The following is a 20,466-nucleotide window of genomic DNA, read 5'->3' on the forward strand; positions in this document are numbered from 1 at the left end:
CGGTGCCTTCCGTACGAACGCCTGAGATCTTCATTCTGGAGGTCTCCCTTCTCTGTCGATCCGGCGGCCCGGCTGACGACCTCCACCGGTGTGATCGTCGCTACCTATCAACAGGCGTCTTCCAGGAACACCGTGCTCTCCACGGGCGCGTGAGCCGCGATGACGGCCCACTCGGATCGACGCTCGATGGCGTCGAGAGCTTCGCCGACCGGGCACTCTTCGGACCACCACTGGTGGTACCTGCCCAGCGCTTCGAGGGCGGGAGCCGGGTCGTACGCGATCTCACACCGAAGCTGGAGCAGCGTCCTCTCCTCTTCCAGGTCGAACTGGCGGCACAGAGAGAGGACGAAGCGTCGAGGGCCGCCGAACTCAGCGATGAGGTATTCGTAGAGCATGGCGTCTTCCGCGACGCCGGCCACCGGCACATTCATGAACCTGCGGAACGCTTTCCAGGCACGAGCCGGTTCGAGGCCGTCCCGACGCTGACCTTCTTCCCGGAGGAGGCCGAGCAGGGTCCGTTCCGCGTCCGTTACGAGCATGGCCCCCATTTTGGTGCCCGGGTCATTCGGAAAAGGAAGCCGGGATGGCCTCTACTCCGACGAAGCGGGCCGTAACCTCACGAGCGCCGCCGCCGGCCGTACCGGCTTCCCCGTGCCGGTGACCATCGTCCGCCCCGGCGCCATCCACGGACCAGGCTCCACCTACTCACGCGAGTGGTGGCTCGTCAGACGCGTCCTGGACCGCCGGCCGGCCGTTTTGCTCGGCAACGTGAACTCGGCTGCCGGCCCCGACTGGCGGCGGTCTCTGCCTGATGTGGCGGCTCAGGAGCACTTCTTCGATTACCAGGTCGAAGACGCCTTCCTGCGGGGACTGGCGCGCTGAGCGCCGCCTTCTGCGGCGGTCGGCGGGCTAGGTCACTTCGTCGGGCTGGGGCCGTGAGGTGCGCTCGACGATCGCCTGCAACGCCGCGACGTGCCCGAGAAGCCTCTGTCGTCCCTGGTCGGTGGCCCGTACGGTGGTCTTGGGCACCCGGCCGAGGTACGTACGCCGCTGCTCGACATACTCGTCCTTCTTCAACGTGGCCAGTTGCTTGGACAACGCAGAATCCGAAAGAGACACCGAATCCCGTAGGAATGCGAAATCGCACCATTCCACCGCACAGATCACGGACATGATCGCCAGCCGCGTCGGATCGGACAGCAGGCGATCAAGTCCTGGCGATGGGGGCGACGTCATGGGTTCGGTCGGCGCTGGGAGGACGTCAGCAGCTGAGACAGGGCGAACAGCGCGGTGAACGCGGCGCCGTACAGCACGCCGGCCACGGTGTCGGGGTAGTCGCGCAGCCCGATCCCGTCCGCGATGGAACCGGCGAAACCGGGGCCGTAAGCGGAGATCAGCCATGCGCCGATCGCCGCGGCGATCACCACGACGCCGAATGCCCATGGAACGAACGGCTGCTGACGCTGCACTCCACGCACCCTACTCAGCAACGCCGACCGGTCGCCGACGAAGGTGGCCGCGAGGACGACGACCAGCATGACCATGACCAGCATGGCGACGAGCCGGGCGCCGCCGACACCGACGAAGTCGTTGACCGCCGCGCCTCCTGCGCTCAGCACGAACATCGCCGCGTAGACCCACACCGGCAGACGCGCCGCCCGCCGGGCTCGCTCCTGATGTACGCGGGCCGTCGCCAGTGCCTCAGCCGCCTGCTGTCGTTCGTCCACAACTGCCTCCTTGGCTACTTGCCTACTAGGAAAGTACTCACTGCTTTCCAGATAGGCAAGTAGTGATCGCGGCGGCAGAGCTCACCGTCGCTTGACCTGGAGCGCGCTCCAGGTGCGAGGCTCACCGCATGGCCGTTTACTTCTCACCCGGTGAGGCCGTACGGCGAACAGGCCTCAGCCTGGACACACTGCGCTACTACGAACGCATCGGACTGCTCGACCGGATCGAACGCGACCAGAGCGGACACCGTCGCTTCGAGGAACGCGATCTGGCGTGGCTGGGCGTGCTGATCTGCCTCCGCGAAACCGGCATGCCGATCGCGCAGATGTCCCACTACGCCGAGCTCGTACGGAGAGGCGAGGGGACCATCGCGGAACGCGTGGCACTGCTCGCCGAGCACGACGCGCAGGTCGATCGGCAGATCGAGACACTGCGCGCCCAGCAGGCGCATCTTCGGCAGAAGATCGCGACCTACAAGAAGATGCTCCCGGAGGCGGAGGCATGAACCGATTGGGCGGTGCCGAAGGACTGCCGGTGAGCGCGTTCTGCCTGGGCGCCCTGCCCTTCGGCACGACCGTGGACGAGCCCACCGCGTTCGAGATCCTGGACCGTTTCGTCGAGGCCGGCGGGACCTTCATCGACACGGCCGACAACTACGCCTGCTGGGAGGAGGGCGCCACGGGACACGAGAGCGAACAGGTCCTCGGCCGCTGGCTGGCCGACCGTAAGCTCCGTGACCAGGTCGTCCTGGCCACGAAGGTCGGCGCCCGCCCGTGTGGCACCGGGAGAGAGGGCCTCGCCGCCCGGACCGTACGGTCCGGAATCGAGGGCAGCCTGCGTCGGCTCGGCACCGACCACGTCGACCTCTACTACGCCCACATCGCCGACCCGGGCACGCCGCAGGAGGAGACCGTCGCGGCGTTCTCCGCCCTGGTCACCGAGGGCCGTACGAGGATGCTCGGCTGCAGCAACCACTCGGTGGGCGAACTCCGGCGGGCCCGGACCCTGGCGGCCGACGAGGGCCTGGCCCCGTACCGCGTCATCCAGCAACGCCACTCGTACCTGCGCCCCCGAGCCGACGCCGACTTCGGCGTACAGAAATACGTGACCGACGACCTGCTGGCGTATGTCGCGGATCAGCCCGACCTGAGCCTGCTCGGCTACTCCACGCTGCTCAGCGGTGCGTACACGAGGGCGAACCGGCCGTTCCAGGAGCAGTACGACCGACCGGACAAGGCGCGGCGGCTCGGGGCCCTCAGGGAGATCGCCGCCGAACTCGGCGCGACACCGAACCAGGTCGTCCTGTCATGGCTCCTCCACGGCGAACCACCGGTCCTGCCGGTCCTCGGCGTCAGCTCGGTCGGCCAGCTCGAAGAGTGTCTGGCCGCCGCCGACCTGGACCTCGGCCCGGAGCTACGCAAACGCCTCGACCTGTAGATCGGGACCTTCTGAATAAGGTCGACCATCCCCGCCGGGTCTGACGTCATCCAGCAAACCTCTGACGTTTTCCTGGCATAGATGTTCCATTTGTTGTCTGTACGGCCTGGGTGGCACCGGCTACCTGTCCAGCGAAAACGCCACCACCGGCCGTTTCGGCTGCTGAACGTATTCAGCGCGGCGCCGGCTGCCATGGCCCCCGTACGGGTCAGAACCTGCCGGCCCGGACGTCGGCGAGCGTCACCCGGGAGTTGTGGTAGTACGTCGTGGCGGGCGGGACATCGGAGCCACTGGTGGACACGGCGACCGGCTGACCTGTGCCGGCGTTGATGATCAGCGTCTCCACGATCTTTCCGGTGGCCGTCCAGCTGTCCACCAGCTTGAGCGTGGGCTGCCCGGCGGTCGTGGTCTTGGTGACCTTGACCTTCGGCATCGTCGCCATGATGCGGAGCACACCGGCGCGTACCTGCGGATTCTCCGGCGCCGCGACCAGTGCGTCGATGGCGTTCGTCCAGATGTGGTTGTCGGTGATCTGCTTCTGCTGCTCGGGGGTCAGCGGCTTCGGCGGCACGTACTTCTGGCCCTTCGCCTTGGCGACGGCCTTGAGCTTCTCGGTCTTCGCCCGGTCCTGATCCGGCTTCGTACCCGGCGTGAGGTTGGACACGGCCATCCGTGCGCGCGCCGTGGAGATATCGCCCTTCACGGCATAGAGCGCCACTGCTATGTCCCGCTTGAACAGGTCATCGCCCCCCTTCTGGGTGATGGCCCGCCGCAGGGCGCTTTTGTCGTTCCCCCAGTAGTAGGTGCCGTCGTCGGAGTACAGGCCGATCCCGTTGCTGCCGAGCGCGGCGCTGGTCGGCGACTGGTTGCGGATCTCCAGCGTCGCGTCGCCCGTCGCCTTGGCCTGCAGGGGCGTGATGTTCGCGGCGAGCTCGGTCAGGACCGGGTTCGCCGCCGGCGCCTTCGCGGTGGGCTTGCCGGGCGTCGACGTGGACGTGACGACCAGCGCCGTCGCCGCGGCCGCGGCGACAAGAGCCGCGGCGCTGAAGCCGACCGTACGGCGCACGCTCCATCGGGCCCGTCGCGTCTCCGGCGCCTTTTCCGCGGCCATCGCCCCCCGCAGGACGGCGGTGGCCTCCTCGAAGGCGTGCGGCCGTACGGCGTCGGTGTCCCTCAGGTCTCTCAGCAGGTCCATTTCATCGACCATCAGTTGGCCTCCTTGATCGCGTTGTGATCGGTCAGCAGCGCGTCCATCCCCGGCGCGTTCCGCAACACCAAGCGCGCCTCGTGCAGGTGGCGACGCGCCGTTCCGGGGGGTATGCCGATCGCCCGTCCCGCGTCGGCGACGGTCAGGTCCTCCCAGGCGACCAGGGTCACGATCTCCCGCTGTTGCGGCCGGAGCAGCGTCAGCGCGTGCCGCAACACCGCCTCCGTGTCGACGCGGCTGTCCACGGCACCCCACGGATCCCACCCGGCAGCCATGCCGGTCATGTCCGCCACGGAGTCTTCGTCCGGGCGCGACCGCCAGTGCCGCCGGAGCGTGTTGTGCGCCACGCCGAACAGCCAGGGGCCCGCGTTGGAGAACGACCGATCGTAGGTCGCCCGGGATTTGAGCGCCTCCACCCAGACCTCACCGAGCAGGTCCTCGGCCATCTCCCGGCCGACCCGCCGCGCGAGGTAGGCCCCCACCGCGACCTCATGCCGCCGCACCAACTCGACGAAGGCATCCTCATCACCGCCGAGCGACCGCGCGATCAACTCCGCGTCATCCGGATCAGATGTCATGACCCTCCTCGTATCTGGACTGCGTTACACCCATGAATTGCCATTTGATGGGGTGAACCGTTCAGCCCAGGTCAGCGCGCTCGCGCCCAAGACTGGCCTAGGCGAAGTAGTGGCCGTGCTCCAGGTCCTCGATGAGCCCCGGATGCGCCGGCTCCCACCCGAGCACCTTGCGCGTCACCTCGCTCGAGGTCGGATTGTCCACCCCCACGGCCCCGCCGAGGAAGGCGAAGCGCTCACCGGCGTCCTCCGCGGAGATGCCGGCCACGGGCACGCCGGCCCCGCGTCCGATGGCGGCCGCGATGTCACGGAAGGGGATGCCCTCGTCTGCGACCGCGTGCAGCCGGCTCCCGGCCGGGGCGTTCTCCAGGGCGAGCCGGTACACCCGCGCCGCGTCGAGCGTGTGCACCGACGGCCACCGGTTCGCGCCGTCCCCGACATATCCCGATACGCCGGTCTGCCGGGCGATGTCGATCAGGATGTGCGCGAAGCCGTGGTGGTCGAGCGAGCTGTGCACGATCGGTGGCAGCCGTACGGCGGAGGAGCGTACGCCGCGTTCGGCGAGCTCGATCACGAAGTTCTCCGCGTCGACCCGCGGACCGCTGGGGGCGAAGTCGGCCTCGGTGCCCGGCCGTCCGGTGATGCCCGCGAAGGCGAGCATGAGCGTGCCGGAGGAGGTGACGAGCGGCCTGCCCGTTCCTTCGAGCCCCGAGGCGAGCGCCTTGATGGCGGCGAAGTCGGCGGCGACCGCGGCGGGGAAGTCGCCGGCCCAGATCATCGTCTCCAGCCCCGAACTCCAGGAACGCGAGCTGATCAAGGCCGCCTCACTGTCGGCCGCGATGGCAGGGGCACTCCGCGCGCAGGGGGTCGGCGACACCGCCGCGACCCTCGCCGCCCGTACGGGCACCACCGTCATGCACGTCGCCTTCGAGCAATGGGTCGAGGACCCGGACAAGTCACCGTTCCAGCAGATCGCCAGGAACGCCCTTGCTCAGCTCCGGGAGATCGCCTCGACCGGCTGAATCGTCGCCGGGCTACGCGGAGGGCAGCAGTAGTCCCGCGGGTGGGTTGGCGGCGATGTCCGCGGACAGGGCGGCGCGGCTGCCGGAGAACGTCGCGTCGGTGAAGTCGACGGTGGCGCCGGAGAACGTCGCGTGGGTGAAGCGGAACGTGGCGCCGGAGAACGTCGCATCGGTGAAGTGGACGGTGCCGCCGGAGAACGTCGCGTCGGTGAAGTCGATGGCGCCACCGGAGAGTGCCGCACCGGTGAAGTGGAACGTGGCGCCGGAGAATTCCGCGCCCGGGAAGTCGATGGTGGCGCCGGAGAACTCCGCGCCCGCGAAGTGGACGGTGCCGCCGGAGAACTCCGCGCCCGCGAAGTCGATGGTGCCGCCGGAGAACGTCGCGTCGCTGAAGTCGATGGCGGCGCCGGAGAACACCGCGGTGACGGCATGGATCGTGGCGCCGGAGAAGTCCGCGCCGGTGAACAGGACGGTGCCGCCGGAGAACACCGCGGCGACGAAGAGGAGCGCCCCGCCGGAGAAGGTGGCGCCGGTGAAGTCGATGGCGGCGCCGCAGAACTCCGCGCCGGTGAAGTCGACGGTGGCGCCGGAGAACTCCGTACCCGCGAAGTCGATGGTGCCGCCGGAGAACGTCGCGTGCTGAAAGTCGACCGTGCCGCGGGAGAACGTCGCGCCGCTGAAGTCGCCGCCGTGGAAGCGGACGCCGGTGAAGTCGAAGTCATGGCCGCGCCAGGAGACCCGGGCGTCGTCGCGCAGATGTGCGGTGATGATCGAGATGATGGCGTGGTGTATCTCCTGGCTGCCGCCGAAACTCAGCTGTTCGGCGACCGGGGGACCGGCCTCCGGGGGAGGTTCGTAGGGCGCCCGTAGGTAGGCGCACAGCTCGTCGATGCAGTTCTGCCGGCCGTCCCGCCAGTCGTCGGCCAGGCCCGCCATCGCGTACACCCCGGCCAGCCGGACCGCCGCCTTGGCATGTGCGAGCCGCCCGGCCGCCTTGACGAATCGCCGGTCGAACACCCGCTGCCGGTCGTCGTCCTTGCGCTCCCGTACGTCTCCCCGCTTGCGCTGGCTCATCACCAGACCGCCCACCTGTCTCGTCGAAGGGCGAGTTGGTAGAAAGTGATCACCAAGGGTGCCGAGACCATAGAACACCATCTTCGAGTGTTCTGCCCCGTGCAACCCAGGGGATGGCCGGCCCCATCTATCCGGGCATGGAGCAAGCGACGTGAGCCGCGCGGATGAGGAGTACACCGCCCGTGTGCGGGAACTGCTGCCCCGGCTGCACCGGACCGCGTACCTGTTGTGCGCCGACTGGCACCGGGCCGACGATCTCGTACAGGCGACGATCACCCGGCTGTACGTGAAGTGGCGGCGGGCGCGGACGGTGGACTTCCTGGACGCGTACGTCCGGACGATGCTCGTCCGCCAGTTCCTCGGCGAGCAGCGGACCGGCTGGCGGTCACGGGTGAGGGTGACGGACAGCGTGCCCGAGACGGCGGACGCGGGGATCGACGTGGACGCCGGAGTGGACGTACGGCGGGCGCTCGCCGCGGTTCCGCCGAGGCAGAGGGCGACGCTGGTGCTGCGGTTCTACTGCGATCTCACGGTCGAGCAGACGGCGGAGATCCTCGGGTGTTCGACGGGCAACGTCAAGAGCCAGACGTCGCGGGGGCTGGACGCGCTACGGCGGATCCTCAGCCCGGCACCGGACGTTGAGGGAAAGGGGACACGGCGGTGAACCAGCAACAGGTGAGGGCGATCCTCGGCGAGCTCGTGCAGGAGCCGCAGGCGCCGTCCACGGTCGATGTCGGCCGGGCCGTACGGGACGGGCGCCGTCGCCGCCGCAACCGCCGGATGCTGGAGTGCGGCGCGGTCGTCGCCGCGGTCGGCCTGATCCTGGGCGGCGTGGGCCTCGCGGGTACGAGGACGCCGCGGCCCGTGACGGTCGTGGCGCCCGGCAGGTTCGATCCGATGACGCGGTACGCCGACTTCGGCTGGCTGCCGTCACGCCTGAGCGAACGGTCGGCGTTCACTCAGCCGGAGCACCTCATCCTGGAGGCATCCCTACCCGGGGTCGAGCCGACCGTACGCCCCTCCCCGCGGATCGCGGTGGTGCTCTATCCGGCCGGGAAGCAGCCCGGAGCCAACGTCGTGGAGGACCTGCCCTGGCCGCTGGAGGGCGGGTGCCGCAGCGACGACGGCACGGCCGCTCCCAGGATCGGCGGGCGTCCGGGGCGGTGGGTGTATCCGCGTGCCGCCGGGGGAGCGCAGTGCGATCCGACCGCCGTCGAACTGCGCTGGCAGTACGCGCCGGGCGCGTGGGCCGTCGCGCGTACGGCACGCCTCGCATCCGGGGACGGTGACCCGAGGTCGGTGCTCCGGCGGGTCGCCCAGGCGCTACGCGTCGGGGCGAACGAGCCGCTGCGCGTACCGTTCCGGGCCGGTTTCATCCCACCCGGCCTGCGGCCGGCCGCGAGCGCCGAGAGCGGGGACCCGGGCTCGCCGGGATGGTCGGCGACCATCGAGCTCATGCCTCGTACGTCCTCGGCCGACGGGCTGAAGCCCCGACGCGTGGTCATCAGAGCCACTCCGACGCCCTCCCTGACCGACGGGAGCGAGTCGCCCAACACCACAGTGGACGGTCGTCGGGCGTACCGGCGTTCGCTGAAGAACAGCATGGGGAACACAGAGATCCTGCGAGTCGCCGGGGTGTACGGTTTCGCGTTCAGGATCGAGACGTCCAACGTCGGTCACAGCGCACCGGAACGGATCCTGCGCGGCCTGACGGTCCTCGGCACCGGCCGTACGGCCTGGACGTCCCGGCCGTTCGGGTGACCGGGCTATCCGGAAGTGGCTCGGACACGCCGAACGGCGACACCGCCGCGCCCGTGGTGGTCAGTTCAGCGTGCCGTCGACCGAGGACAGCGGTACGGCGTACAGCAACCGCTGCGGGCGTGCGTTCTCAGTGCCCGACCATTTGGCGTTGATGTCGGCCGCCCATTCGGTCTGCGTCCACAGCCGGCCGGTATTCCACCAATAGGACATTCCCTCCGTATGCATGCCCCAGCAGGCGTACGTGATGTCGCCCCCGCAGTTGGCCGCCGCACTGGCGCCGGTGGCGTTCTGCCGCCACAGGATGCCGTGCTGGTCGACGCCGCCCCGCGCGTCGTCGACGTAGAGGTTCGGGGTGCCTCCCTGGGTCGCACTGTGCGACAGCACGCCCTGGAGGCCGACGGCCTTCGTCTCGTAGATCTGGTCGGCCCCGACGCGGCCGTTGCCGTCCTTGGCGAGGTAGCCCGGGTCGTTGCCGTCGAAGTCGTAGCGCCAGACGCGGGCCGGCCGGCTGCCGCCGGAGGAGAACCACTCGGTGGCGACCAGACTGGCCGGCACGCTGCTGCGGTCGAGTGAGATGGAGCCGAAGCACGGGAAGGAGTCGTCATTGGTCGCGACGCAGGCCCCGCCGACGAGACTGTAGGAGCCGATGGCCGGCATGACGTACTGGTAGCCGTCGGCGGACCAGCCGTTGCTCACCTTGCCGACTGTGGAACTGTTGACGGTCGCCTGCAAGATCCGGTGCATGTCGAAGATGTACAGCTGATTGTGGTCGGCATCTCCCTCCCAGGAGGTGACGAGCAGCTTGTCCTGGTACCAGACCATTCCGCCGATGTGGGACTTCAGGGCGCGGTAGTCGGTGCCGCCGCTGAGGGGGACCACGGGCAGGACCCAGCGGTACTTCAAGCCGCTCGGATCGTTCGCGTCGATGAAGGCGATGCGGGCCATGTGATCGATGGTGGTGGCCCCGTTCTCGCCCCAGCCGGACAGGATCACCTTGTTGGTACCCCACACGCCGTCGTCGTCCGCGTCGCCGCTGGACGTCAACCCCTGCGGCAGCCAGTCCTGGGTCTTGTCGTCACCGGAGTCCCAGCAGTAGGAGGACTCGGCCGCCGGCTTCAACGGCAGCGCGCTCTTCTCCATGCCGGAGCAGTTCGCCGCGTTGCGCATCGGGTGGTTGGCGCTGGCTAGGACCTGGTCGACCCCGCGGGCGGTGCCCATCGCACTGGCCAGGTTGTCCAGCGAGGACGCCGGGACCCGGTGCTCCTGGAGTGCAAGCTTCGTGTATTCCGCCGAGGAGGTGAGGGCGGTCAGCTTCCCGGGATTGTCACCGGGAGCCGCCTGCGCAAGGTCCGTCGGCACCAGGAGGAGGGCCGCCGCTGAGAACGAGGTGACCACCGCGAGTTTCAGGTGGTTGCGAAATGAGTCAGAGCGTTTCACGCGGCAGATGCTAAGGCGTCGTTCTCAAGTGAACGACCGTTCCATTGTTGACCTTTCCCCTGCGGGAAGCCGCACGATCGCCGTAAGCGAGTCGTGAGGAGTGGTGGGGTGGGTCGGCGACTTCGGATCACGGCCGATGTCCGGCCGTTGCGGTCGGCGAACTTCCGCCGGCTGTGGGTGGCCGGTGCGGTCACGGCGGTGGGGAGCCAGCTGACCGCGGTCGTCATTCCCCTGCAGATCTATGCGTTCACCGGCTCGTCAGCCTACGTCGGGCTCGCGGGCCTGGTCGGCTTTGCGCCGATGGTGGCCGGGGCCCTGTGGGGAGGAGCCTTGGCGGACGCCGTCGACCGGCGGCGAATGCTGCTGGCGACCAACGGCGGCATCGGCGCGACGTCGGTCCTGCTGTGGGCTCAGGCGGCCACGCATCTACGGTCGGTCGGTCTGCTGCTGTGCCTCGTCGCCGTACAGCAGGCCTTGTTCGGTGCCAATGCCGCGGCGAGCGGAGCGGCCATACCGCGCCTGGTGCCGGCCGCCGACCTCCCCGCCGCGAACGTTCTCCGGTCGACGGTCGTCTCGTCCGCCGGCATCGCCGGTCCGCTTCTGGCGGGCGGTCTGCTGCCGGTGGTCGGCGGCCAGCCCCTCTACCTCGCCGACGCCGCCGCGCTCTGCGCGACGCTGTGGGCCGTGACAAGGCTGCCGCCGCTTCCGCCGCAGGCCGTCATCGCCCGTCGTACGGACCTGTGGCAGGCATTGGAAGGCTTTCGCGTTCTGGCCACGCACAGTGTTCTGCTGGCCGCCTATCTCGCGGATTTCGCCGCCCTGTTCCTCGGCCTGCCCGTGGCGCTGTTCCCTCAGCTGGCGCGGGAACACTTCGGTGCCGTCGGGGCCCTCTACGCGGCCATCTCCATCGGCGGCGTCGCCGCGGGACTGCTTTCGGGGAGCTTCACCCGGACTCGCCGCCACGGTGTCGCCATCACGGCGGCGGTGTGCGTTTGGGGACTGGCCATCGCCGGACTGGGCCTGGCCCGCTCGCTCCTTTCCGCCATGCTTCTGCTGACGTTGGCGGGCGGTGCACTGATCGTGCTGAGCGCCTTCCGCAAGTCCATCCTGCAGACCGCGGCGACCGACGGGCTACGCGGCCGCCTCCAGGCCGCCGACACCGTCGTGGCCGCAGGCGGGCCCCGGCTGGCCGACTTCGCACACGGCGCGGCCGGAGCCGCCTTCGGAACCACCTGGACCGTAACGGGCGGTGGCGTCCTCACGATCGCCGCGATGCTGACACTCGTCGCCGCGAGCCCGGATTTGCGCCGCTACCGCGTCCCATCACCGGCCCAGCACAAGGCGGACTGAAGTTCCCGTCAGGTTTCGCTGAGGACCTGACGGCGGAGCGGACCGAGGTAGTGCCACTCGCCGGGGTTCTGGTCGACGACGGTTTGGACGGCCGGGCAGGTGCGCAGCCAGTGGTCCACGTACATCTTCCATAGGCGCAGCCCATCCCCGGCTGCGGGTACGGCCTCGTAGGCGTGCAGGCCGAGGCTCAGCACGGTGCACATCATGTCCGCAGTGATCATGACGCGCCGGCGGAGGTCGTCGGTGACGGGCACCGGCGCGGACTCATAGAAGAAGGGGTACAGCTCGGGGTAGTCGACGACGATCCGCAGGACGTCGTGCAGGTTGGTCATCACATCGTTGGTGACCGACGCACCGTTGATCTCGTTGCCGATCTTCACCTGACGCCCCGCGGCCTCGGCCTGCTGACCGGTGAAACGCGTCTGGAAGGCGGCGAACGCGAGCGCGAGCATCGCCACCCCTAAGCCACCAAGAGCAACGACGATCTCGACCTTCATGGATTTCCTCCTGCGGAGGGCTGCCTGCCCGGGGCGATGTGATGGCGCTGCGGTGTTCGCCGCGGTTATTGGACGCCGGACGACCCATTTGCGGTTCCGTGCCTTTGGGCGAGGCGCTGGAGTTGCCCTTCGTGCACACCGGCCACCCAGTCCCAGCCGTCCTTGGCCGATGGGCCGATCCTCGGGTCGCTGGGAACCAGGGCGTCGCGTACGGCGTGCACGTAGGCGCGATCCTGGTCGATCCGTGCGCGTATTTCGCCGACGGATCCGTGGCCCGGGATGAGGACGTCGACGCCGCCTGCCGCGCCCTCCAGCAGGCGCAGCCCGGTGAGATAGTCCTCGATCGGGTCGGCGGCGCTCATCTCGAAGATGGGGATCAAGACGTCGGAGAGCATGTCGCCGGCGACGAGAACCCCGCGTTCCTCGATCAACAGCGCCGCGTGGCCGGGTGCATGTGCCTGATGCTCGATGATCCGGACCTGGGGGCCGTCCCATGGGATTCGCGCGGTCTCGGCGGGAAGCCCGGTGATGAGGCCGATCAGGTCCAGGGGTACCCCGTCGGGGATGCCGACGGCCTTCGCGACCGCTTCGACCCTGCCCGACAGGCGATCGCGCACGGTGGCCGCGCACCGCGCGGTGCCGTAACGGGGCGCTTTCCCGAGCCCGGGGTGCCAGAGCAGGTGATCCCAGTGCGGATGTGTCGAGAAGCCCGCCACGACGGTCTGGCCCGAGTCGGACAGGTCGTTCGCGAGGCAGGCCAGCTCGTCGGCCAGCACCCCGGGGTCGATGAGCAACGCGCCACTCCGGCCCTGCACGACGACGGCGTTGCTCTGGCAGAACTCGCTCTCGTGGACCAGTACACCCTCCGCGACCTGCTTCAGCATGAGCTCGCCTCTTTCGTGTCCTGGATGGTGTAGCGGTGCAACGTGACGCCCCGTTCGAACGACCGCTGCTCGAGCAGGTCGAGCTCGATCGGCATGTCGTAGTCGTCGAACAGTGGCCTGCCGAAGCCGAGGATCGCCGGGTGGGTGCAGAGCAGCAGCTCGTCGAGAAGCCCCGCCCGGAGCAGCTGCGTCGCGAGCGCCGCGCCGCCCACGCCGATGCTGCCGTCGGTCTCGGCCCGCAGGACGGCGAGTTGCTCGATCGCGTCGTCTCCGCCGATGATCCGGGTGTTGTGATCGGCACTGAGGCGTGTGCGGGAGACGAGCACCTTGGGCTTGGCAGTCCAGATCTCGGCGTACTCACGCATGAAGTCCGGCAGCGACGCGTCATCGCGCGCCCGTGGCCAGTACTCCTCCATCGTCTCGTAGATGACCCGGCCGTGGACGATGAGCGCGATCTCGCGCGTCCGCGCGTTGAGCTCGCGGTGCAGTTCCTCGTCGATGCGCAGCCACTCGCCGGCACCGTTGTCCCCGGGAACCTGCTCGATCCGCAGGTCGAGGGACACGTTCATCGCATAGACGAAGCGGCCCATCATCCCCTCTTCCGTAGTGGTTGCGATTTGCAACTACTATAGGGAGGGCGAAACACCTGTCAAGGAGGAAGCGTGGAACCACGGTCCGGCTGTCCGATCAACGCCGCCGTCGAGGTGCTCGGAGATCGCTGGTCGCTGCTCGTGCTTCGCGACGTCATGTTCGGCGACCGCCGCTACTTCCGGGCGCTGCTCACCGGGTCGATGGAGGGGATCGCCTCGAACATCCTCGCCGACCGCCTCGTACGGCTCGTCGAGGCGGGGATCCTCACCCGCGGCACCGCGGCACGGGGGCAGCGCGCTCGCTACAGCCTCACCGAATCCGGTATCCAGACTCTTCCGATCATCTACGCCCTCGGCAGCTGGGGCCTCGACTGGCGGCCGGGCAGCGACGAGCTCCGGATCCGGCAGCAGCTCATGCGCGACGAGGGCCCGGCGTTCGTCGAGGAACTCATGGACGAACTCCGCGTCCGCCACCTCGACGCCCCGCCGAAGCCGTACGACGGTCCAGGCCCGTTCGAGCGCCTCGACGCCGCTCGCGCCGCGGCCGCCGAGCAAGAACACGTCGATTGACGGTGACCGACCTTCTTGGGTTCCGGTTCGTAATTTTTCCGAACAAGTCGGCGAGAATTCCCGCCAATTCCGGATTAACCTTGCCGGAGCTACGCCCGGCAACGGCGCCTCGGGCATCGAAGGGGATTCCAATGCAGAAGACGCTGACGGCGGCCGGGCTGGCCATGGTGATGCTGGGCGCCGGGGCCGTACCCGCCGTCGCCGCGAGCGCGTCACGCTGGCGCACCTCGTACATCAGCAAGGACACCGGCTACGACAACTTCGTTCTGGACTCCGTCGCCGCCGTCGGCAAGAACGACGCCTGGGCCGTCGGGTGGAGGGACCAGGGGGCGGCCACGAGTGGCGCGGTTCTGCACTGGAACGGCGCGAAGTGGAATGAGGTCAAGATCCCCGGGAGTACGGGATCCCTCCAGGTCGTCGGCGGCTCGTCACCGAGCAACGTCTGGGTCCTCGGCCTCACCGCCCAGGGCGCCGGCGCCGCGTGGCACTGGAACGGGAAGGCCTGGACCTCCGTCTCCACCGGCTACCGAGCCAGCGGCGTCGCGGTCCTGAGCGCGAACGAGGCCCTGGCCGTCGGGGGCGACGAGTCCGGCAAGGGCACCGGCCTGCACTGGGACGGCAAGAAGTGGCGTACGGTGCCGATGCCGCTCACCGCGTACCGGATCAGCGCCGTTTCCAAGAACGACGCGTGGGCGGTCGGTGAGAACACGAACAACCAGCCGTACGCCGCGCACTGGAACGGCGCGAAGTGGACGGCCGTAAAGCTGCCCACGGTGACGGTGCCCAGGGGCAGCAGCGGTTTCGCCAACTTCACCGATGTCACCGCGGTGTCGAAGAACAATGTGTGGGCGGCCGGCCGCTTCTACTCCATCGCGCCCGGCAAGCCCGGTCACAACCGCACCCTTCTCATGCACTGGAACGGCAAGAAGTGGAGTTCCGCCGTCGGTACGCACGAGACGTACGCCCTGAACATCACCTCAGACGGCGCCGGCGGCATCTGGTACACGACCTTCTACAAGTCCTACGTCCACCGGACGAAGAGCGGGCGGGCCACGGCCAACGCGGCCCCGAGGCCGCCCGGCCGGAACGACATCGACATCCGCGACCTCGACCACGTACCCGGAGCCGGGAAGGTACTCGCGGTCGGCCAGGTCGAGCCCACCTCCGGCGACCAGTCCTGGGACGCCATCATCCAGCAGTACGACCACTGAGAACCCGCGGCGGGGTGCCCTCGGGCACCCGTCGCGACTCACTCAGCCGTGATGGGCGACCGGTTCGGATTCGGCGTCGAGCGCGTCGAGGACCGCGTCGCCGTTCGCCCGCGCCCACTCGGTCAGTATGTGAATCGGATCGATCAGCGTCGCGCCGAGCGGGGTGAGCTCGTACTCGACGCGGGGCGGCACCTCGGCATACGCGTGGCGGCGGACCAGCCCGTGCGACTCGAGCCGCCGGAGCGTCTGGGTGAGCACCTTGCGGGAGATGCCGCCGATCAGCTCGATCAGTTCGCCGTGGCGTACCGGGCCCTTGCTGAGGCCGTAGAGCACGACCGCCGTCCACTTGTCGGCGATCAGCTCGACCGTCAGACGCCCCGGGCAGTCGGCGAGAAAGGGATCGCCGGGACTGAAACCGCTCATGGCGCCCAAGGTACCTGCTGGTTCCTATCGGAAATCTAGCCTGGGTTCTCTCCCCCCTCCAAAGCCAGGAGAGTCATGCGAGTCATCACCCAGCAGGCGCTCGGCGGTCCCGAGGTGCTCACCATCGTGGACGCGCCCGAGCCGCAGCCCCTCCCGACCGAGGTCCTCGTGCGCGTCAAGGCGATCGGGCTCAACCCGCTGGAGGCGCGCCTGCGCGCCGGCGAGTTTCCGCTGATCGGCAAGCCGCCGTTCGTCCTCGGCTGGGACATCAGCGGCGTGGTCGATGAGGCACCGCAGACGTGGCGGTTCCGGCCCGGCGACGAGGTGTTCGGGATGCCGCTGTTCCCGCGGGCGGCGAGTGCGTACGCCGAGGTCGTGTCCGCTCCGGCGTTGCACCTGGCGCGCAAGCCGGCATCGCTCTCACACGTCGAGGCTTCGGCGTTGCCGGTCGTCGGGCTGACGGCGTGGCAGGGCCTCGTCGACCTCGGCGGCGTGACCGCGGGCGACCGCGTCCTGGTCCACGGCGGTGGCGGTGGGGTCGGCCACGTCGCGATCCAGATCGCGAAGGCACTCGGCGCGTACGTGATCGTGACCGCCGGTGGAGGTAAGCGGGAGTTCGTCGAGGGGCTCGGCGCCGACGAAGTGATCGACTACTCGACGGCCGACTTCGCCGAGGCGATCCGCGACATCGACGTCGTGCTCGACACGATCGGCGGCGACACCGTCGAGCGATCGCTCGGAGTGCTCCGCCCAGGCGGGCACCTGGTGACGGCGGTGGCCGAGGAGGATTCGGAGCTCGCCGCCACGTTCGAGGCGGCCGGTATGTGCTTCAGCGGCATCGCGGTCGACCCGGATCCGGTCGCCCTGCAAGGTCTCGTCGAACTCGTCGAACAGGGCAGGCTCCGGGTCCACGTGCAGGAGACGTTCCCGTTCGAGCGCGTCGCCGACGCGCACCGGCTGCTCGACGCCGGTCACCTCCAGGGCAAGCTCGTCCTCACCGTCTGATCCCGTTCGCGACGTCGCCACGATGACCACCGCTGGCCAGCGCCTTCTCCCACAAACCTCGCAAAACATGACACCTTCCAAAGAGCAACAGCGACTCAGGAGGGCATGTGCGCCTGCAACGCGCGTTCTCGATCTTTGTCGTGGCGACGGTCGTGGGCTCCGCCCTACCCGCTGACGCCGCGGCCGCGTCGACCTCGCACGCCACCGGGCCTCGCCCGGCCCGCGGATGCGACCCGATCGCCGGGACCGGATGCCTGCTGCCCTTCCCGAACGACTGGTACACGACCCGCGCCCACACGCCGACGGGCCGGCGGCTCGCCCTCACCGGCGAGATGACGCCCAAGAACGCGGCGGGCAAGGCCATCTACCCGGCCGCGTGGAACATCTCCGACGGCTTCTCGCCGGGGTCGATGCTCCTCGCCCAGGTGCCGGGCCTGGACCTCGCCAAGACCGGGGCCGCGCCGGTCACCGATGTCGGAAGGTCCCTCGACCGAGACGCCCCGATCGTCATCGTGGACACCCGGACCGGTGAGCGCTGGCCGTACTGGGCGGAGCTCGACGCGAACGCCACCGACCCGGCGCGGCAGGCCCTGATCGTCCGGCCGGCGAAGAACTTCCTGGAGGGCCACCACTACGCCGTCGCCCTCCGCGACCTCAAGAACTCCTCCGGCGCCCGGATCGCGGCGCCCGCGACGTTCACTCGCCTCGCGGGGGTCAAGCTCAGCCGCCGGGATCCGCTCGCCGCACGCCAGGACGCGCTCCGCGGCACCCTCACGGACCTCGGCCGAGCGGGGGTGGGCGGCAGGGGCCTCTACCTGGCCTGGGACTTCACCGTCGCCAGCGAGCAGGGCATCGCCGGGCAGGTGCTGGACATGCGTGACGACGCGCTCCGCGGCCTGCACGGGCGGTCGCCCGACTTCACGGTCACCTCGGTCACCGACTTCACCCCCGAGCAGGATGCCAACGTCGCACGCGAGGTCAAGGGCGAGTTCCTCGTGCCGAACTACCTCGACCAGCCCGGAGGCCCGCCCGGTTCCCGGCTCAACCGTGACGCGCACGGCGATCCGGTGCGCTTCGGCGACGACGTTCACGCACAGTTCCAGTGCGAGATCCCGCGGGCCGCGTTCACCAGGCCCGCGCAGCCGTCCGTGTACGGGCACGGCCTGCTCGGCAGCATCTCCGAGGTCCACGCGGCCAACGTCCGCGCGATGGCCGGCGAACACGACTTCACCTTCTGCGCCACCGCCTGGATCGGCATGGCCGCAGAGGACATCGCGAACGTCGCCGGGGTGTTCGGCGACTTCTCCCACTTCGACACCGTGGTCGACCGCCTCCAGCAGAGCCTGGTCGACTTCGTGTTCCTCGGCCGTACGATGATCACCAAGAATGGGCTGGCGAGTGACAAGGCGTTCCAGGACGACAAGGGCCACTCCCTGATCGACCCCCGCGCCGACCTGGTCTACGACGGCAACAGCCAGGGCTCCATCGCGGGCGGCGCCGCCGTCGCCGTCTCCCCCGACGTGCGCTTCGGCGTACTCGGCGTCGCCGGCATGAACTACAGCACGCTGCTCAACCGCAGCGTCGACTTCGCGCCCTTCGAGCAGGTGATGAACGCCTATTATCCGGACAAGCTCGACCAGCAGATCTGCTTCGCACTGCAGCAGATCCTGTGGGACCGGGCCGAGACCGACGGGTACGCCCAGCACCTCGGTGGCGACCCGCTGCCGGGCTCGCCCCGCCACCGCATCCTCACGCAGGTGGCGTTCGGCGACCACCAGGTGTCGAACGTCACCGCCGAGGTCGAGGCCCGGACGATGGGCGCACGCGTCCACCAGCCGGCGATCGCGCCGGGTCGCAACCCCGATGTCGTCCCGTACTGGGGCATCAAGGCTCTGCCGTACGGCGCCTACGCGGGTTCGGCGATGGTCGTGTGGGACAGCGGTACGCCTGCCCCTCCGGTGACCAACACCCCGCCGGCCGGTGAGCAGTACGGCATCGACCCGCACGAGGATCCCCGGGCCGACGCCACGGCGCGGGCGCAGAAGGCGCGGTTCCTCAGGGACGGTGTGGTCGTCGACGTCTGCGGCGGCCGCCCCTGTACGGAACCGCACGCGCAATAGCCGATCGAGCGCCTACCGGAGGCATTATGGTCGGCGTAAGGAGGGGCAATGCCGACCCGAGACGATGAACGAGCCACGCGGCGGCCGGTCGTGCTCGCGATTCCCGGCACAATGTGCGCGCCCGCCGTGTTCGGTCCGCTGGCGCAACGGCTGGCCGAGCAGGTCGAACTCGACGCGGTGTCCTGGATGACCGACCCCGGCCCGTGGGACCTCGGCGCGGTCGCCGACCGGCTCGCCGCGCGCATCACGCGGCGGCACGGCGCCCCGGTCCTGGTCATCGGACATTCCACCGGCGGTGCCATCGCCCTGCGCTTGGCGGCCGAACACGCCGGACTGGTGGCCGGCCTGCTGCTGGTCGACACCGGAGCCCACATGCGCGGCCACGGAGATGTGGACGCCATCCTGACCGCGCTGGCCACCGATTGGGGTCCGCGGTTGCACGCCAGAGTGCTGGACCGGTCGTTCGCCAAGGCGCCGGACCCGGCCTTCCGCGACGAATTGCTCGAGTACGCGGCCACGGTGCCGGCCCAGGCGGCGCTGGACGCGTTGCGCAGTCAGCGGGACCTGGATCTGACTCCGGGACTGGCCATGCTGGACTGCCCGGTCACCGTGCTGCACGGCCTCCACGACCCGACCAGAACACCGGACCAGGCACGAGAACTGGCCGCAGCCATCCCGGACGCACGGCTACGCCTGCTGGACACCGGACACACCCCGGTTTACGAGGACCCGGACGGAGTGGCCACCGAACTCCTCGCACTCCTCGCACGGGTGAAGTCGAACTGAGTCGACGGCGTACCCGACCGCACTTACTAGTGTGCTGAGCCGCGACCAGGCTTTCCACCTCGATCACCCGCCCGGCTCCGCCCGTGAGCGCAGCCATCCCGGAGCCTGAGGCCCCCGCCGGAGGCGTCGTCTATGCCGGAGGGTTGACCTCATCGTGCCGTCCCCCTGGGACCATCGCCAGGTGTTCGACTTCGGGATCGCCGGCTACAGACCGGCCTGGCTGAACGGCCGTTCGGCTGTCACTGCTGCTCATGGGCGACGACTGGCCATGCTCAAAGGACGGAGACTGACCCAGGCCTTCCTGGTCTGGGATGTCGAGGACGATGCGTGGTTCTCCGACGGGTTGATCCTGCTGGATTTCGAGGGCGAGCAAGTCGAAATCGTGCACCAGAAGTTCGACGAACTCTCGATCACCTGGAACACCGTCGATCCGACTCAGCCGCTGGACTGGGCCGGGCAAGGACTCCGGCTGGCATGGCGACAGGGTGTGCCTGGCGAGCTGGCGGCGCTGAGCGGGCAGCGACTACGAGCCGTGGAGCTTCTCGAATGGGCCAGCGAGGACATGGCAGGAGGGATGGTGGCTGTCACCTTCACCTTCCCGGACGACCAGGTCACGATCTACAACGCCCTCGACGAGAACGGCATGGACTTCGGGCTCCCCGATCGCCAGTACACGCGTCACATGCTCGATGAGTGTTAGCCGGCCCGATCGGAGGGACCGGCGCTCACGCCGCACGCGCGGCAGGAGCGCGACAAGGAGATCGCCTCCACGCTCGGGAAGATTCTCGA

General features: G+C 69.2%; 25 protein-coding genes. 13 read left to right on the top strand and 12 right to left on the bottom strand.

Annotation, left to right across the window (positions count from 1 at the left end):
• Positions 1-107: 107 nt before the first annotated feature.
• The gene (locus QWU11_RS11170) at positions 108-548 is read right to left on the bottom strand and encodes a hypothetical protein (RefSeq protein ID WP_290105068.1); all 441 of its coding nucleotides are present in this window, start codon (positions 546-548) and stop codon (positions 108-110) included.
• A gap of 103 nt (positions 549-651) precedes the next feature.
• On the opposite strand from QWU11_RS11170, the gene QWU11_RS11175 reads away from it, so the two are divergent.
• The gene (locus QWU11_RS11175) at positions 652-882 is read left to right on the top strand and encodes a hypothetical protein (protein WP_290105069.1); all 231 of its coding nucleotides are present in this window, start codon (positions 652-654) and stop codon (positions 880-882) included.
• 27 nt (positions 883-909) lie between these two features.
• On the opposite strand, the gene QWU11_RS11180 is transcribed toward QWU11_RS11175, so the two are convergent.
• The gene (locus QWU11_RS11180; RefSeq protein WP_354670832.1) at positions 910-1,236 is read right to left on the bottom strand and encodes a transcriptional regulator; all 327 of its coding nucleotides are present in this window, start codon (positions 1,234-1,236) and stop codon (positions 910-912) included.
• The gene (locus tag QWU11_RS11185; RefSeq protein WP_290105070.1) at positions 1,233-1,727 is read right to left on the bottom strand and encodes a hypothetical protein; all 495 of its coding nucleotides are present in this window, start codon (positions 1,725-1,727) and stop codon (positions 1,233-1,235) included. The genes QWU11_RS11180 and QWU11_RS11185 overlap by 4 nt, the downstream gene beginning before the upstream one ends.
• A gap of 128 nt (positions 1,728-1,855) precedes the next feature.
• Between QWU11_RS11185 and QWU11_RS11190 the strand changes: the two genes are divergently transcribed.
• Positions 1,856-2,233: a MerR family transcriptional regulator gene (locus tag QWU11_RS11190; protein WP_290105071.1), complete on the top strand. Its 378-nt coding sequence runs from the start codon at positions 1,856-1,858 to the stop codon at positions 2,231-2,233.
• Entirely contained in the window at positions 2,230-3,165 is a 936-nt protein-coding gene (locus QWU11_RS11195; RefSeq protein ID WP_290105072.1) for an aldo/keto reductase, read from the top strand. The genes QWU11_RS11190 and QWU11_RS11195 overlap by 4 nt, the downstream gene beginning before the upstream one ends.
• A 208-nt stretch (positions 3,166-3,373) precedes the next feature.
• Here QWU11_RS11195 and QWU11_RS11200 read toward each other — a convergent pair whose 3' ends face one another.
• The 3 genes from QWU11_RS11200 to QWU11_RS11210 form a co-directional block, all read right to left on the bottom strand.
• Positions 3,374-4,372, bottom strand: coding sequence for a hypothetical protein (locus tag QWU11_RS11200; protein ID WP_290105073.1), 999 nt, complete (start codon positions 4,370-4,372; stop codon positions 3,374-3,376).
• Positions 4,372-4,950, bottom strand: coding sequence for a sigma-70 family RNA polymerase sigma factor (locus tag QWU11_RS11205; protein WP_290105074.1), 579 nt, complete (start codon positions 4,948-4,950; stop codon positions 4,372-4,374). The genes QWU11_RS11200 and QWU11_RS11205 overlap by 1 nt, the downstream gene beginning before the upstream one ends.
• 97 nt (positions 4,951-5,047) lie before the next feature.
• Positions 5,048-5,764, bottom strand: a complete 717-nt coding sequence (locus QWU11_RS11210; RefSeq protein WP_290105075.1) for a 3-beta hydroxysteroid dehydrogenase — start codon at positions 5,762-5,764, stop codon at positions 5,048-5,050.
• Between the two features lie 22 nt (positions 5,765-5,786).
• Here QWU11_RS11210 and QWU11_RS11215 point away from each other — a divergent pair, with 22 nt between their 5' ends.
• Positions 5,787-5,969 (top strand): hypothetical protein, encoded by a 183-nt coding sequence (locus QWU11_RS11215; protein WP_290105076.1) that lies wholly within the window; start codon positions 5,787-5,789, stop codon positions 5,967-5,969.
• Positions 5,970-5,981: 12 nt separating this feature from the next.
• Here QWU11_RS11215 and QWU11_RS11220 read toward each other — a convergent pair whose 3' ends face one another.
• On the bottom strand, positions 5,982-7,043 hold the full coding sequence (locus tag QWU11_RS11220) for a pentapeptide repeat-containing protein (protein ID WP_290105077.1): 1,062 nt from the start codon (positions 7,041-7,043) through the stop codon (positions 5,982-5,984).
• Between the two features lie 151 nt (positions 7,044-7,194).
• Between QWU11_RS11220 and QWU11_RS11225 the strand changes: the two genes are divergently transcribed.
• Together QWU11_RS11225 and QWU11_RS11230 are read left to right on the top strand one after the other, a co-directional pair.
• On the top strand, positions 7,195-7,707 hold the full coding sequence (locus tag QWU11_RS11225) for a SigE family RNA polymerase sigma factor (protein WP_290105078.1): 513 nt from the start codon (positions 7,195-7,197) through the stop codon (positions 7,705-7,707).
• Positions 7,704-8,804 carry a hypothetical protein gene (locus QWU11_RS11230; protein WP_290105079.1) on the top strand — a complete coding sequence of 367 codons (1,101 nt, stop codon included), beginning with the start codon at positions 7,704-7,706 and terminating at the stop codon, positions 8,802-8,804. The genes QWU11_RS11225 and QWU11_RS11230 overlap by 4 nt, the downstream gene beginning before the upstream one ends.
• A 60-nt stretch (positions 8,805-8,864) precedes the next feature.
• Here the strand turns inward: QWU11_RS11230 and QWU11_RS11235 are convergent, their stop codons facing one another.
• Positions 8,865-10,241, bottom strand: a complete 1,377-nt coding sequence (locus QWU11_RS11235; protein ID WP_290105080.1) for a hypothetical protein — start codon at positions 10,239-10,241, stop codon at positions 8,865-8,867.
• Positions 10,242-10,349: 108 nt separating this feature from the next.
• On the opposite strand from QWU11_RS11235, the gene QWU11_RS11240 reads away from it, so the two are divergent.
• Positions 10,350-11,591 carry an MFS transporter gene (locus tag QWU11_RS11240; RefSeq protein ID WP_290105081.1) on the top strand — a complete coding sequence of 414 codons (1,242 nt, stop codon included), beginning with the start codon at positions 10,350-10,352 and terminating at the stop codon, positions 11,589-11,591.
• Between the two features lie 8 nt (positions 11,592-11,599).
• Here QWU11_RS11240 and QWU11_RS11245 read toward each other — a convergent pair whose 3' ends face one another.
• The 3 genes from QWU11_RS11245 to QWU11_RS11255 all read right to left on the bottom strand — a co-directional run bounded on the left by QWU11_RS11245 (position 11,600) and on the right by QWU11_RS11255 (position 13,565).
• Positions 11,600-12,088, bottom strand: coding sequence for a hypothetical protein (locus tag QWU11_RS11245; RefSeq protein ID WP_290105082.1), 489 nt, complete (start codon positions 12,086-12,088; stop codon positions 11,600-11,602).
• Positions 12,089-12,153: 65 nt separating this feature from the next.
• Positions 12,154-12,972 carry an MBL fold metallo-hydrolase gene (locus QWU11_RS11250; RefSeq protein WP_290105083.1) on the bottom strand — a complete coding sequence of 273 codons (819 nt, stop codon included), beginning with the start codon at positions 12,970-12,972 and terminating at the stop codon, positions 12,154-12,156.
• Positions 12,966-13,565 (bottom strand): dihydrofolate reductase family protein, encoded by a 600-nt coding sequence (locus QWU11_RS11255; RefSeq protein ID WP_290105084.1) that lies wholly within the window; start codon positions 13,563-13,565, stop codon positions 12,966-12,968. Before QWU11_RS11255 ends, QWU11_RS11250 begins: the two co-directional genes overlap by 7 nt.
• A gap of 69 nt (positions 13,566-13,634) precedes the next feature.
• On the opposite strand from QWU11_RS11255, the gene QWU11_RS11260 reads away from it, so the two are divergent.
• A complete protein-coding gene (locus QWU11_RS11260) occupies positions 13,635-14,132 on the top strand; it encodes a helix-turn-helix domain-containing protein (RefSeq protein ID WP_290105086.1) in 498 nt (165 codons plus the stop codon).
• Between the two features lie 131 nt (positions 14,133-14,263).
• Positions 14,264-15,343, top strand: a complete 1,080-nt coding sequence (locus tag QWU11_RS11265; protein ID WP_290105087.1) for a hypothetical protein — start codon at positions 14,264-14,266, stop codon at positions 15,341-15,343.
• Between the two features lie 42 nt (positions 15,344-15,385).
• Here QWU11_RS11265 and QWU11_RS11270 read toward each other — a convergent pair whose 3' ends face one another.
• Positions 15,386-15,766: a helix-turn-helix domain-containing protein gene (locus tag QWU11_RS11270; protein ID WP_290105088.1), complete on the bottom strand. Its 381-nt coding sequence runs from the start codon at positions 15,764-15,766 to the stop codon at positions 15,386-15,388.
• Positions 15,767-15,841: 75 nt separating this feature from the next.
• Between QWU11_RS11270 and QWU11_RS11275 the strand changes: the two genes are divergently transcribed.
• The 4 genes from QWU11_RS11275 to QWU11_RS11290 all read left to right on the top strand — a co-directional run bounded on the left by QWU11_RS11275 (position 15,842) and on the right by QWU11_RS11290 (position 20,377).
• Complete coding sequence (locus QWU11_RS11275; RefSeq protein WP_290105089.1) at positions 15,842-16,771, top strand: NADP-dependent oxidoreductase; 930 nt, start codon at positions 15,842-15,844, stop codon at positions 16,769-16,771.
• Positions 16,772-16,878: 107 nt separating this feature from the next.
• The gene (locus QWU11_RS11280) at positions 16,879-18,891 is read left to right on the top strand and encodes a hypothetical protein (protein ID WP_290105090.1); all 2,013 of its coding nucleotides are present in this window, start codon (positions 16,879-16,881) and stop codon (positions 18,889-18,891) included.
• A gap of 48 nt (positions 18,892-18,939) precedes the next feature.
• Positions 18,940-19,677, top strand: a complete 738-nt coding sequence (locus tag QWU11_RS11285) for an alpha/beta hydrolase (protein WP_290105091.1) — start codon at positions 18,940-18,942, stop codon at positions 19,675-19,677.
• 181 nt (positions 19,678-19,858) lie between these two features.
• Entirely contained in the window at positions 19,859-20,377 is a 519-nt protein-coding gene (locus tag QWU11_RS11290; protein WP_290105092.1) for a hypothetical protein, read from the top strand.
• The last annotated feature ends 89 nt before the right edge of the window (positions 20,378-20,466 follow it).

This window comes from Actinomadura sp. DC4, from assembly GCF_030406325.1.
GTDB lineage: Bacteria > Actinomycetota > Actinomycetes > Streptosporangiales > Streptosporangiaceae > Actinoallomurus.